17 protein-coding genes and 1 other RNA gene are annotated in these 13,690 nt (G+C 33.6%); 2 read left to right on the forward strand and 16 right to left on the reverse strand.

Going from position 1 to position 13,690, the window contains the following annotated elements; genetic code table 11:
* Nucleotides 1–87: 87 nt before the first annotated feature.
* From JI747_RS04655 to JI747_RS04675, 5 genes are all read right to left on the reverse strand, one after another.
* Nucleotides 88–789: a GIN domain-containing protein gene (locus JI747_RS04655; protein WP_225686611.1), complete on the reverse strand. Its 702-nt coding sequence runs from the start codon at nt 787–789 to the stop codon at nt 88–90.
* Between the two features lie 6 nt (nt 790–795).
* A complete protein-coding gene (locus tag JI747_RS04660) occupies nt 796–1,527 on the reverse strand; it encodes a DUF3667 domain-containing protein (protein ID WP_225686613.1) in 732 nt (243 codons plus the stop codon).
* 150 nt (nt 1,528–1,677) lie between these two features.
* Complete coding sequence (locus JI747_RS04665; RefSeq protein WP_225686615.1) at nt 1,678–1,923, reverse strand: hypothetical protein; 246 nt, start codon at nt 1,921–1,923, stop codon at nt 1,678–1,680.
* 16 nt (nt 1,924–1,939) lie between these two features.
* Nucleotides 1,940–2,890: a glycosyltransferase family 2 protein gene (locus JI747_RS04670; RefSeq protein WP_225686617.1), complete on the reverse strand. Its 951-nt coding sequence runs from the start codon at nt 2,888–2,890 to the stop codon at nt 1,940–1,942.
* Between the two features lie 20 nt (nt 2,891–2,910).
* Nucleotides 2,911–3,507, reverse strand: coding sequence for a DUF4199 domain-containing protein (locus JI747_RS04675; protein ID WP_225686619.1), 597 nt, complete (start codon nt 3,505–3,507; stop codon nt 2,911–2,913).
* Between the two features lie 132 nt (nt 3,508–3,639).
* Between JI747_RS04675 and ffs the strand changes: the two genes are divergently transcribed.
* Nucleotides 3,640–3,737: signal recognition particle sRNA small type (gene ffs, locus JI747_RS04680), an RNA gene on the forward strand.
* A gap of 105 nt (nt 3,738–3,842) precedes the next feature.
* Here ffs and JI747_RS04685 read toward each other — a convergent pair.
* From JI747_RS04685 to gyrA, 6 genes are all read right to left on the reverse strand, one after another.
* A complete protein-coding gene (locus JI747_RS04685; protein ID WP_225686621.1) occupies nt 3,843–4,529 on the reverse strand; it encodes a metal-dependent hydrolase in 687 nt (228 codons plus the stop codon).
* 284 nt (nt 4,530–4,813) lie between these two features.
* Nucleotides 4,814–5,260, reverse strand: a complete 447-nt coding sequence (locus JI747_RS04690) for an SRPBCC family protein (protein WP_225686622.1) — start codon at nt 5,258–5,260, stop codon at nt 4,814–4,816.
* An 11-nt stretch (nt 5,261–5,271) separates the two neighbouring features.
* Complete coding sequence (gene menA, locus JI747_RS04695) at nt 5,272–6,201, reverse strand: 1,4-dihydroxy-2-naphthoate octaprenyltransferase (RefSeq protein ID WP_225686623.1); 930 nt, start codon at nt 6,199–6,201, stop codon at nt 5,272–5,274.
* Nucleotides 6,202–6,275: 74 nt separating this feature from the next.
* Entirely contained in the window at nt 6,276–7,112 is an 837-nt protein-coding gene (locus JI747_RS04700) for a 1,4-dihydroxy-2-naphthoyl-CoA synthase (RefSeq protein ID WP_225686624.1), read from the reverse strand.
* Nucleotides 7,113–7,303: 191 nt separating this feature from the next.
* Nucleotides 7,304–8,344: a tetratricopeptide repeat protein gene (locus tag JI747_RS04705; protein WP_225686625.1), complete on the reverse strand. Its 1,041-nt coding sequence runs from the start codon at nt 8,342–8,344 to the stop codon at nt 7,304–7,306.
* 29 nt (nt 8,345–8,373) lie between these two features.
* Complete coding sequence (gene gyrA, locus JI747_RS04710) at nt 8,374–10,965, reverse strand: DNA gyrase subunit A (protein ID WP_225686626.1); 2,592 nt, start codon at nt 10,963–10,965, stop codon at nt 8,374–8,376.
* A gap of 148 nt (nt 10,966–11,113) precedes the next feature.
* Between gyrA and JI747_RS04715 the strand changes: the two genes are divergently transcribed.
* Complete coding sequence (locus JI747_RS04715; RefSeq protein WP_225686627.1) at nt 11,114–11,428, forward strand: DUF4286 family protein; 315 nt, start codon at nt 11,114–11,116, stop codon at nt 11,426–11,428.
* 50 nt (nt 11,429–11,478) lie between these two features.
* Here JI747_RS04715 and JI747_RS04720 read toward each other — a convergent pair whose 3' ends face one another.
* The 5 genes from JI747_RS04720 to JI747_RS04740 all read right to left on the reverse strand — a co-directional run bounded on the left by JI747_RS04720 (nt 11,479) and on the right by JI747_RS04740 (nt 13,551).
* A complete protein-coding gene (locus tag JI747_RS04720) occupies nt 11,479–11,691 on the reverse strand; it encodes a hypothetical protein (RefSeq protein WP_225686628.1) in 213 nt (70 codons plus the stop codon).
* A gap of 169 nt (nt 11,692–11,860) precedes the next feature.
* Nucleotides 11,861–12,154, reverse strand: coding sequence for a hypothetical protein (locus tag JI747_RS04725; RefSeq protein ID WP_225686629.1), 294 nt, complete (start codon nt 12,152–12,154; stop codon nt 11,861–11,863).
* Between the two features lie 109 nt (nt 12,155–12,263).
* On the reverse strand, nt 12,264–12,758 hold the full coding sequence (locus JI747_RS04730; protein ID WP_225686631.1) for a GNAT family N-acetyltransferase: 495 nt from the start codon (nt 12,756–12,758) through the stop codon (nt 12,264–12,266).
* A 6-nt stretch (nt 12,759–12,764) separates the two neighbouring features.
* Nucleotides 12,765–13,277 carry a DUF421 domain-containing protein gene (locus JI747_RS04735; RefSeq protein ID WP_225686632.1) on the reverse strand — a complete coding sequence of 171 codons (513 nt, stop codon included), beginning with the start codon at nt 13,275–13,277 and terminating at the stop codon, nt 12,765–12,767.
* 139 nt (nt 13,278–13,416) lie between these two features.
* A complete protein-coding gene (locus JI747_RS04740; RefSeq protein ID WP_225686633.1) occupies nt 13,417–13,551 on the reverse strand; it encodes a bacteriocin-like protein in 135 nt (44 codons plus the stop codon).
* Between the last annotated feature and the right edge of the window lie 139 nt (nt 13,552–13,690).

Below are 13,690 nucleotides of genomic sequence, written 5' to 3' on the forward strand. Positions count from 1 at the left end.
ATTTTTTGCTTTGCCATTTCAAGAAACGTAAAATCTGTTTTTATATTTTAAAAGAGATTCTTCATTTCACTTATTGACAGAAAGATTCTAGTCTAATTTTTTATTTTCCACTCGTGTATCTTTATCTATTTTAAAAGCACGAATCGGGTCATTATAATACAGAAGCTTTGCCGTATTCTGAACGTGGCCTTTTAATGAATCTTTTACATTAACTTCTGCATAATTTCCGTTTTTAGAATCAATTTTCAGATTTTCTATCTTCCAATAAGGAGCAATCAAACTTGCTGTATCAGAGATCTTTATCACTGCATTTTTCGTTTGTCCCAAGAAATTAGCTCTACTTCTGTTCAGCATCTCAACTTCTGCTCTTCTTGTATTTACAGAACCCATAAATGTAGCATAATTTTTTAAATTTAATCTGAAATTATCAGTCTTAATTTCGCTAGAAATATTCATTTCTACGGAATCCGATATGGCCACTTTTTCCAGATTATATTTTGAATAAATGGTCACATTATAAAAATCTACTCCTTTTGTTCCTCTTTTTTCTTTAATGGAAAGTGTTTTATCTTCTACATCAACATCAAGATTATTGGCAATATTTGGATAGGTTTCTATTTCTACAAAGTTTTTAGATCCTCTTGCATAAAAAACCCTGAACTTCCCATCCAGGTCCAGATTTACGAATTCCGGAACATCCACATTTTTTCTTTCAATATTTCCTTTTGGAGAAACTTTCCCACAAGAAACGACAGCAACCAAAGCGAATGTGTACAATATTTTTTTCATATTCAATTAAAATATTTCATATAAAATCAGACTTATCACAGAACTTTCTACCATCATCAAAACATAAAGAACTGATACTCTCCAGAGTAATCCTGGTTTTGAGTATGAATTTTTAAAAGCAGTCCAATAAGTAATTGCCGGAAAAAGAATAGAAAGACCGAATACGATTTTATCAATGATAGTAAAGATTTTTTCAACAGGTTTCCATAAACCGATCAAACTTACCATATCACTCAGCAAAAATAAGATTAAAATTCCTAAAAGACTCACAGTTCCTATGATAAAATGTTCTGCAATATTCAATTTTATTCTTCTGAACAGAAAATAACCGTTTGCTCCTAACATTGGAATCAATACAAACAATATTACTTTAGAATATTTTGAGAAAAAATCTTTTACATACAGAACATCGTCTGTAAGTGTTTCTGCAGGAGCCAATTTTGCATAATAGTGATAGCTTAAGACATTAAAACCAAAAAGAATCAGTAACAACGAAATAAAATTGTTGTATCTGATTCTTTTTCCTGAAATATAATTCATCGCCGTTGTCCCGGGTCTGAACAAAATATTTTTTAAAGTATGGAAGAATTTAGCTTCAACATGCCAAATGGATCCGAGAATATCATTTTTGATGAGTGAATGTACCGTTATTCTTGCTGTGTCAGATTTCTGTCCGCAATGAGCACAAAACTCACCGGAGATTGAATGACTACAGTTCAAACAACTTTTTTTATTCATTCTTCAAATTAAAACATCACTTTTAATTTTTTATTTTCCTATAAAACCATGTTGTAGGCTTTTTTGATAATGATGATAATAATAAATAATTTTTATCTAAATAAGAAATATTCATTACAACAGTGTCTTTATCAGTATTGTATTTTAATTTTAATACGTTTTTTTTTTTCGATAATCACCTTTCAAATCCATGGATGTAAAAGTCTGGTTATCATTAAAAATTAAAGTTCCGGTTCCTTTCTTAGAATTATTCTCTTTAGCTTTTAAGGTATCGGTATTATTGATTACACCTTCATAAACTTCAATAAACTCCCATGCTCCCACAACATTTTTTGACTTACATGAAGATAAAAATAAAAAGACAATAACAATTAATGATAATTTAAAAAATTTCATTTTAAACATCAATTAATTAAATTACTTCATCAATATTATAATTCTTATGCTCTCTGTTTGTTCTGATAATCATTTCCCCTAAAAATCCTGCTACGAAAAGCAATGTTCCCATAATCATCATTGTTAAGGCGATGAAAAACCAAGGATTATTAGTAATTAAATGACCGTAAATTCCTCTGGCAACGTCAATCAATTTTGAAATTCCTAACCACAGTGCCGAAAGAAAACCTACAATAAACATCAAAGTTCCTACTGCTCCAAAGAAATGCATTGGTCTTCCTCCGAAACGACTTACAAACCAAAGTGTTACCAAATCCAGAAAACCTCTGATAAATCTTTCTGTTCCGAATTTTGAAGTTCCGTAAGGTCTCGCCTGATGCTGAACTTCTTTTTCTGTAATTCTTCTGAAACCCGCATTGGCAGCCAAAACTGGAATGTAACGGTGCATATCTCCGTATACATCAATGGTTTTTACCACCTGTTTTTTGTATGCTTTTAATCCGCAATTGAAATCATGAAGATACACTCCCGAAACTTTTCTTGCTGCTGCGTTGAATAATTTTGACGGAACATTTTTCGTCATTACATTATCAAAACGTTTCTTTTTCCAACCAGAAACAATGTCATAATTTTCATTAACAACCATTGCATACAATTCCGGAATTTCTTCCGGAAAATCCTGTAAATCAGCATCCATTGTAATAATTACATCTCCATTTGTTCTTTCAAAAGCGGCATGTAATGCCTGTGATTTTCCGTAATTTTTGGAGAATTTTATGGCGTGAATCTGAGGATGCTGAACCTTCATATTTTCAATGATGCTCCAGGATAAATCTGTACTTCCGTCATCTACAAACCAAATTTCATAGGATAAATTGTTTGACTGGCAAACATTATTGATCCTAGAAAAAAGTTCTTCCAAAGAAGCTTCTTCGTTCAGTAACGGAATAACTATAGATAAATTCATTTAATTTTTAAATAAAATAATTATTGATTTTCGATTTCGGGATGAACAGTTTTTGTTCTGAAAAATGCCCCGAAAAACACTGACAAAACTACGTAAAATATCAGAATTGCTGCAAAATATCCTGAAAAATGACTTATCGTAAGCATATCTTTCCCTTTTACAGTCTCCGGATTGAATCTCTGAAGACCTTCTTTATATTTCACCTCCAGCTCATCAATATCTTTTTGATGTTTTAAAATCTTTTTTGCAGAAGTGTATTCCGCATCAAGTTCCGCTTTTTGTCTTGTTACATATTGATAATTCAGAAGCTTTTTTGCATCTGTATCTACAAAGTTTAAAAATGCATAAATACTGAAGACCGAAAGAATTCCTCCAATGAACATCGGAACAAATGCTCTTTTGAATGCATCCTTAAAACTTACCTCTCTATGGGTGTTCCAATAGGATTTCACAGACCAAAAAGCTGTGATTGCATATAAAATAGGTAAAACGAAAGCATTGGCTTTCAGTGAAATATCAAAATAATTGATTCCTGAGAAAAAATAATACACTACAAAAAAAACAACCATTGTAGCGATAAAAAGTATAATTCCTAATGTTGATGGACTTTTCGTCATATTTAAATTTTTTGAAAAAAGTTGAAAAATTATTGTTCTAAATTTCAATTATTTAGCTCTATTACTCGTGTTCTTCAACTATTTTTTCTTTAATAATGTTTTGAAGTTTATAAAATATTCCTAACTTTGCAACGGCAAGTCCTAAACAACCAGCTCCTGAGAATCCTCCAGGGTGGGAACGCAGCAAAGGTAATCGGTCGTAGCGGTGTGATTTAGGTAGCTTGCCATTTTTTTTTGGTTTAAGTTGAAGAGAGGTAATTTGAAGATTATCTTTTTTTATGTCTAAACTTTCTAACATTGCTATTCTAATTTTCAAATTACCTTTCAATATTTATTTAAAATTCGAACTCCTCTCCTAATTTTGGTAAAACAAGTTCTACATTTTTATCAGCAAAATGCTTCAATGCACTTTCGTGATTAATTTCAATGGCAGGGAATGTATCAAAGTGACACCCGATTACTTTCGGAGTTTTTAATAATTCTGCTGCTGCAAAAGCTGCTTTTCTTGGGCACATTGTATAATGACTCCCAATAGGAAGGATAGAAAGGTCTAAATTCCCATATAATCTTGGAAATAGTTCCATATCTGCCATTACTCCTGTATCACCAGCCAAATAAATGTTTTTACCTTCAGGAAGTCTGAAAATATATCCTACAGGAACGCCTCCGTAGCTTCCATCAGGAAAAGAACTTGTATGGTGAGCCGGAACCATAGAAATTTTAAGATCATCGATTTTTGCCGATCCTCCTAAGTTTACATCATCTTTATTTTTTGCTGTTTTGAAATATGCACAGATTTCAGGAACAGCAATAATTGTTGCTTCCGGATGAAACTGTAATACTTCTGCTACATCAGCGATATGGTCTCCGTGCGCATGAGTCAGCAAAATATAATCGATTTTATGAGCTGAGATATCAAAACCCGATTCTGCTTTTTTATAGTTGTAAAAAGGGTCGCTCAAGATTGTTTTGTCTTTGTAAGTGAACAAAAAACAGTTTTGTCCTAAGTATTGTATTTTCATAATTTTTATATTAATAAAGCTAAAAGTAAAACTGTATAAACAGAACCAATACTATTTATTACAAAATAAAATGTATCTGTTTTGTTATTCTTAAATAAAGAAATTATTGCCGGAATTACGAATAAGGTATACATAATAAAAAGAGGAATTATTAAATATCCAAATCCCATCGGACCTCCATCTTCTTTAAATGTTATTAAAGTTAAATAAATAAAAAACGGACTGAAAATCAATATAAAAATTGATAATATTATGTTACCATTTTTTATTATCTTATTATCCATTTATTTTTGTGGAAATTTATCTTCAATTAATCTCAGGTTAATTCCATGTTCAAGATAAGCTTTACAGCCATCAAGAACCGTTGTGAAACCTCCTGTATTGTCATTAATCGTTTTTAACAGCTCTTCTCCTTTCTGAGAAAATCCGTAACTTTTAATAACAACCAGAGTTCCTTTTTCCATTTCTCTGAATTCGTAGTCTACATGGGTTGAAGGTTCTCCCCAAACTGTTTTTATCAATTGATTTTGAACAATCTGATTGACGGTAACATCTGTTTTCACTCCATACATTTCCCATTCCCATATCACCGTCTTCCCTTCTTCTAATTTCCCTGTTGATTTTGTAAACCAAAAATGAGTGGTCACTTCAGGATTGATGAACGCTTCAAAAACATCCTCAATCGGCTTTCTGATCAGCATTTGAGCTTCAACGTAGACATTTGAATTCATAATTTTATATTTTAATGAAAAAAGTTAAGTCCAAACGCGGTAAGAAGAGCCATTACGAAAGTCATGATTCCCACTTGTTTTAAGAAAGGATCAAGCTCTCTCGGATTTTTTACGGCCAAGATCTGTCTTCTCAGTTTCATTAATGGAAGCATTAAAATCATTACAATGAAAACGTAATAATTTTGTGTCTGGAAGAATCCGTTTACTGCCAAAAACATTAAAATCAAGATTAATGGTAACTGCAATAAGATCATTTCGTAAATCATTGCATTTTTGAATCCGATTCTCAACGCAAAACTATTTTTACCTGATTGTTTATCGCTTTCGATATCTCTCATGTTATTCAGGTTTAAAACAGCCATACTCATCATTCCGATTGCTGTTCCCGGTAATAGCATATCCCAGCTGAACGTTTTTGTAAACAGGAAATAACTTCCGCAAACAGAAACCAATCCAAAAAAGATGAATACGAAGATATCTCCCAATCCCATATATCCGTAAGGCTTTTTACCTACTGTATAACCAATCGCTGCTAAAATACTTGCCACTCCCAACCCAATGAAAATATAGAATTCTTTCATGTAATTTGGAATAAATGCGACATATAAAAGCGCAACTGTTGCTACAAAAGATAAGACAGAGAAAAGAATTACTGCATTTTTCATTTGTTTTGCGGTAATTTTTCCTGAAGCCACTGCTCTTGCTTCTGCTTCTGAGGCTCTTTTTGCATCTGTTCCTTTTATACCGTCTCCATAATCATTAGCGTAATTTGAAAGAACCTGATACAGCAAAGTTACAACCAATGCCAATGCAAAGATCTTCCAGTCCCAAATTCCTCCTTCACCATAAAGCCTCCATTTTGCAATGAAAGCTCCCATTATAATTCCGCTCATTGAAAGCGGTAATGTTCTAAGCCTTGCGGCTTTTATCCAATCTGTCATATATTATAATTCATAAGCGATAATTGGTAAATGATACCATTAAGCATCATTTATAAATTATCAATTATATTTTTTTATGATATCCATTTATCTTTTCCGAAATCCGGCTTTCTTTTTTCTAAGAATGCGTTTCTTCCTTCTTTTGCTTCTTCGGTCATATAAGCCAAACGAGTCGCTTCACCTGCAAAAACCTGCTGACCCACCATTCCGTCATCGGTAAGGTTCATTGCAAATTTCAGCATTCTGATAGAAGTCGGAGATTTTGCTAAAATTTCCTGAGCCCATTCATAAGCGGTATCTTCTAATTCATCGTGAGGAATTACTGCATTTACCATTCCCATTTCGAAAGCTTCCTGAGCAGAATAGTTTCTCCCTAGAAAGAAAATTTCACGAGCTTTTTTCTGTCCAACCATTTTTGCTAAGTAAGCTGAACCATATCCTCCGTCAAAACTTGTAACATCTGCATCGGTCTGTTTGAAGATTGCATGTTCTTTACTCGCCAACGTTAAATCACAAACTACATGAAGAGAATGTCCTCCACCAACTGCCCATCCTGGAACCACTGCAATAACAGCTTTTGGCATGAAACGAATCAAACGCTGAACTTCTAAAATATTTAAACGGTGTCTTCCATCTTCTCCTACATATCCCTGATGTCCTCTTGCTTTTTGATCACCACCACTGCAGAACGCCCAACCTCCGTCTTTTGGACTTGGCCCTTCTCCTGAAAGCAATACCACACCTATTGATGGATCTTCTGAAGCATCATAAAAAGCATCGTATAATTCTGAAGTAGTTTTAGGTCTGAAAGCGTTGCGAATTTCCGGTCTGTTGAAAGCAATTCTCGCTACACCATTACATTTTTTGTACGTAATATCATCGTATTCTTTGACGGTTTTCCACTCGATCATTTTTGTAAAAATTTTTCTCAAAGATACGGAATTGCAGAGAATTTTAACATTGATTTTTGATGAGAATAGTTGGAAAAAAATTGATTTGGCTTTTCCTAAAAAATTATTATGAAATGATCTTTCAACATTCATATTCATAAAAAAACCGAAACAATCTGTTTCGGTTTTATATTTAATTTTGCTGTATGAAATTATTTAGGCTGTTTTGCTTGAATTTCAGCTTCTTTAGCTTTCATTTCCGTATACTTTGCCTGATTTTTAATAATCCCATAAATATCTTTCAATGTAGAAATGGCATCTAAATTTTCAGGTTGAACCTTATACCAGCTTTCAGCATAGGGTAAAGCCTCATTAAATCTAGCTTTTCTAACTTCTATTAATTTAGTTGCATCATCTGGCTTACTTTTTCTGAGTGCATTAATTTCTTTTACTGCCGCATCATCATCCCCAATAGCTGTATATACTAAATTTTGATAGGCATTATTAAGCAATTTAATATCACTTCCTGCAAGCCCAACAGATTTTTTAAATGATTCTAAAGCTTCATTTTTTAAAGCAGGATTTTTAGACTGCAAAACACCTAAATTATACCAGTTGGTAGCATCATTAGGATTTTTAGCCAACTGTTCTTTCAAGTTTTGCATAAATTTATCTGTATTTCCAGATGCATATAATGCACTACCCTGATATTCTTTCAATTTAGCATTATTCGGATATTTCGCCAATCCTTTTTCGATGATCGCCAACGCTTCGTCATTTTTCTTAGCATTTAATAATAACGTTGACAAAGTTTCATATAAATCCGGCTCTACACTTTTAGTTTGCTCCGTTTTAAAATCAGAATAATCAGGATTTTTTTTCATTAATTCCCAAGTATTTTTATCTAAAGGAACAATCTGTCCTGTTTTCTTATCTTTTGCTGAATAAGTGGTTTGAATACCTGTATATCCTGAATTAATTAAGTCAGTATAAATTTTTATCGCAGGATCTATACTATTTCCTAAAGCATAGCTCAAACCAGCATAATACATATACGTTTTATCATCTTGTCCGCTACTTTTTAACAGCTCATACACTTCTATAAACTTTGGCGCTGCAACAGTATAGTTTTTAGCATTATAGGCATCCATTGCCGTTTTGTTAGCAGCCTGTAGCTTTGCATTCACATCTTCTTTTTGCCCAAAAACAAAAGCAGATGCAACGATAGCCATACCTAGAATTAGTTTCTTCATAATAACTATTTTATATTAATTGTACAATTTTATTCTTCTGAATCAGAATTCTCAGTTTCCTCCGTAGAGTTTTCATTTTCTACCTGAGGCGTTTCTGTATCGTTTTCTTGGTTATCAGCTACAGTTTCTGTTCCTTCCTCATTTTCTTCAGAATCTTCTTCTACTACATCTTTATCCATTTCTACTTTTGCGATAGCCGCAATTTCGTCATTTTTCTTAAGGTTAATCATTCTTACCCCTTGTGTATTTCTACCCATTACTCTCATCTCATCCATATTCATACGAATAGCAACACCAGATTTATTGATAATCATCAATCCGTCTTCATCTGTTACATTTTGAATAGCGATCAGGTTTCCTGTTTTTTCGGTAATGTTCAGGGTAATAACTCCTTTTCCTCCTCTGTTGGTAATTCTATAATCCTCTACAGCAGTTCTCTTACCATATCCTTTTTCAGATACTACAAGAACCGTTTCATTCTCCACATCGTTCACAACAATCATACCAATTGCTTCATCATCATCTTCCATGGCAATACCACGAACTCCGATAGAACCTCTTCCTACTTCTCTTACTTTTTCTTCAGGGAAACGGATACATTTACCATTTTTAGTAGCAATCATGATCTGAGAAGTTCCATTTGTTAAGTAAGCTCCTAACAACTGGTCATTATCTCTAATTTCAATTGCATTTACTCCATTTACTCTCGGTCTGGAATAAGCCTCAAGAGAAGTTTTCTTGATCGTACCATTTTTGGTTACCATCACCACACTCATTTGATTTACATATTCAGAATCTTTTAAGTTATTAGTTCTGATATATGCTTTAATCTTATCGTCCGGTTCAATGTTTATTAAGTTTTGTACCGCCCTTCCTTTTGCTGTTTTAGAACCTTCAGGAATTTCAAATACTCTTAACCAATAACATCTTCCTTTTTCTGTGAAGAATAACATATACTGGTGGTTGGTTGCAGAAACAATGTATTCCAAAAAGTCAGAATCTCTTGTTGTTGCCGCTTTGTTTCCTACCCCACCTCTACTTTGAATTTTATATTCTGAAAGCAAAGTTCTCTTAATATAACCCGCATGAGAAATTGTAAGAACTACAGATTCGTTCGGAATAATATCTTCGATAGACATTTCCCCTCCTGAATAGTCAATTTCAGTTCTTCTTTCGTCACCGTATTTTTCTTTAACTTCAGCTAATTCATCTTTAATGATCTGGAATCTTCTCGGTTCATTCGCCAAAATATCTTCTAAATCCTCAATTTCTTTCATGATTGCATCGTACTCATCACGGATTTTATCAAGCTCCATTCCTGTCAAACGAGCAAGACGTAGGTCTAGAATCGCCTGAGCCTGAATTTCAGAAAGTTCGAATGCTTCTATCAATCCTTCTTTTGCAGCCTGTGGATTTGCAGAGTGGCGGATAATTGAGATTGCTCTGTCTAAGGAATCCTGAGTTCCGATCACTTTCATGAATCCTTCTAAGATATGCGCTCTCTCTTTCGCTTTTTTAAGCTCATATTGAGTTCTTCTTACAATTATTTCATGTCTGTGCTCTACAAAATGGTGAATGATATCTTTTAGGTTTAATTGTTCCGGTCTTCCGTGAACCAAAGCAATATTATTAACACTAAATGATGTCTGAAGCGCAGTATATTTATATAATAAGTTTAAAACAACGTTTGGAATCGCATCGTTTTTCAATTCATAAACGATACGAAGACCTCTTCTGTCTGACTCATCTCTGATTTCGTAAATCCCTGTGATTTTTTCATCTTTAACAAGCTCAGCGGTTCTTGCAATCATCTCCGCCTTATTCACCTGATAAGGAACCTCGTTTACGATAATTGCATTTCTGTTTCCGATTTCCTCGAAAGCAACTTTAGCTCTAAGAACCACCCTACCACGGCCTGTGTGGAAAGCATCTCTTACTCCATCATATCCATAGATAATCCCTCCTGTAGGGAAATCCGGAGCAATGATATGCTGCATTAATTCGTCAATCGTAATTTCTCTGTTATCAATGTAAGCACTAATTGCATTTACAGCTTCCGTCAAATTATGAGGCGCCATATTTGTTGCCATCCCTACTGCAATACCAGAAGTTCCGTTTACCAAAAGGTTAGGGATTTTTGAAGGCATTACGGTTGGCTCTGTTAAACTATCATCGAAGTTATTCTGGAAATCTACCGTTTCTTTATCTAAGTCTGAAAGAATCTCATCAGAGATTTTTTTCAATCTTGCTTCAGTATAACGCATTGCTGCAGGCGGGTCACCGTCCATGGAACCGAAGTTACCCTGCCCATCAACCTGAGGATAACGTAAGCTCCAGTCCTGAGCCATTCTTACCATTGCATCATAAACAGAGGAGTCTCCGTGCGGGTGATATTTACCTAAAACGTCTCCAACAATTCTCGCAGATTTTAAATATTTTCTATTAGAAAAAACCCCTAATCCATACATACCATAAAGTACTCTTCTATGAACGGGCTTCAAGCCGTCTCTTACATCAGGTAACGCTCTTGAAACGATAACCGACATCGAATAATCGATATAAGACGACTTCATTTCATCAACAATGTTGATAGGAATCAGTCTTTCTCCTTCTTTTTGCATAAACAAATTTTATTATAATGATAGTCAGACCCTTAGCTGTGTGTCTGAAAATTATTCATTTCGAATTTTTATTAACGGGCTAATTTACGAAAAATTTGCCGATTTTTGCAGTAAAATTTATCCACAGAATCTTAAAAATTCATAAAATATGAGCATACTGAGTGTAACTTTCCATTGTCCTAAAACTCATCTTGAAGAATGGGAAAATTATATTGATGAAACATTGGTTTTAATGACGGAAAATTTGATAGATGTCGATAAATATATCCTTTCTGAAGTACACAGTGATTATATTGATGAAGGAAAAAACTTTAATCTTCTTTTGCTTTTCGACAATGATGAACTGAGAGATGATTTCGTAAAAAGTGAATTGGAAAATATCGCAGAAAGAATAGAAGCGAAATTCGGGCAGGAAGTCATGATTTTTAACACTTTTCTTAATCCAAAAAAATCTAGGTTTTAATCTAAATAAAGTAAAAGCACTGAAAACTTTTTCAGTGCTTTTTATTTTAACTACCATCTATGATGTCCAAAACCTCTGTGATATCCATTATGGTATCCGCCATGATATCCTCCGTGACCGTAAACATATACTCTATCAACATATCTAGGTCCGTACATTCTATATCTTACCGGAGCCCGGCTTACATAGTTCTCTGGAACCATACATGAGGTAAGGGTGAAAAACAATACCAATACGCTCATGATTTTAATTAAATTTTTCATTTTGTTGTTCTTTCAACTTCATCATAAAAAGATCAATAGGAATGCCCAAGTACAAATTAATTATTAAAATAAAATTAAAAAGCTTAAAGTTTATTTTAAAAAGTAAAGCATAGTTCGTATAGAGTATAAAAACAAAAAAATGACTGTTTTTGACAGTCATTTTTTATTTTTATAATTTCACTATAATTACCGGTCTATTATGAACACGGTGCGGTCTGTGAGAATAATATCTTGGTCTTACCGGTTCGTAATAATATCTTTTATAATGATGTCTCGGTGGTCTGTGATAAACTACCGGTCTATAGTACGGTCTGCGCGGACCCTGATAGTAATGTTTCGAATGTTTCGGACCGTGACCATACCCATGTCCATGACCGTGCCCTCTCTGCATTGGTGACGCCTGATAATACGCGAAGGAAAATACAATTAAGAAAAATCCTAACGCTTTAGTTAAAAAATTCATAACAAGTTGTTTTCAAATTACAATGAGAAAACTTACAATACTAATGCCAATAATGCATTATTGTTGAATTGTATAAATATTTTAAGAAACTTTATTATATTTTTACTATTTAAAAAATCACTTCACTCCTCTTTTCCAGCATGATAACATCTTTCCACTCTCCTTTTAATTTGCCTAATTTTTTTCTCATCCCTACTATTCGGAAACCATTTTTCTGATGAAATCTTAGAGAGGCTTCATTTTCAGAGAAGATATTTGCCTGTAAAGTCCAGAATCCGTGGTTTTCGCTATCCAAAATCATTTTCTTTAGTAAAACCGAACCCAAACCTTTCCCTTGGTAATTATCTTCAAAATAAATACTCACTTCTGCAACTCCTTTATATACCTCTCTTTTGCTGACAGGTTTTAGAGCACACCAACCTACGACTTCATTGGTTTCATTTTCCAAAACCCAACGGCAATCATTGAAATAATCCATATTCCATGCTTCTGCGGTAGGCACTGTGGTTTCAAAAGTGGCCATTCCTCCGTTTACTCCCTGCTGAAATATTTCTAATACTCTTGCTTCATCACTGGGAAGCATTTCTCTCAATTCGTAGTTCATTTTATTTTAATGATATTTACGTTTATTTTTTCTTTTAATTCTGGAATAATGGGTTTGCTTATCTTTTTCATCTTCGGAAATTACACTGATATTTCCATCTACTTCAAGTATAGATAGCTTTACATTTTTTATTCCGTCTACTCCATGCTCTCTAATCGCTTCTTCCAGTTCATCCTTGGTGATCTTAACCTCATCTAAAGCTTTCTGAATGACAACTCCATCTTTAATTAAAATTACAGGATCTTCTTCCATGAAAGTTTTAAACGACGGATGACCAAACATTAATCTTTTTAAGATAAAATTGGCGGCAAACAGTACCAAAGCAGCAATCAATCCTCCCTGTAAAGATGTATCGGGTCCCACCATTGCATTCTGAACCGCATTAGAAATCAGCAGAAGTAAAACTACATCTCCTGCATTAAGCTGAGAAAGCTGATTTTTACCAAACAAACGGATAGCGACCACCATGAAGAGGTAAACACAAAGGGAACGGACAACAACATCTAAAATGGGATTCACAATAGTTTTTTATACTATCAAATGTATTAATTTTTTGTTTTGAATAGTGAAAAAATAAAATTTCAAATAACAGATACTGTATATTTCATCTTGTATCGATAGAAATAAAAAACCGCCTTATAAAAAACGGTTTAGACGATTACGGACATTGCCCGATCGGAACTGTACTGCAAACTGTTTTATTTAATTTTTCACAGTAAACACAATATTGTTTTGGCTGCCCTCCGTACACAGACTTCAGTTCTGTTTTTGTAAGTTTCTTTACATTTTTCATATCGTTTTAATTTTGTGGATTAAAATTAAAACACAAATCGCCTTCAGCTCTTATACATTTCTGTTTAATCTTTTCACAATTTACACCTCAAAAAAAGCCACACAGAATTTCTGCATGGCAATTTTAATATATAAAAGAT

It is taken from the genome of Chryseobacterium tagetis, from assembly GCF_016735585.2.
Lineage (GTDB): Bacteria > Bacteroidota > Bacteroidia > Flavobacteriales > Weeksellaceae > Chryseobacterium > Chryseobacterium tagetis.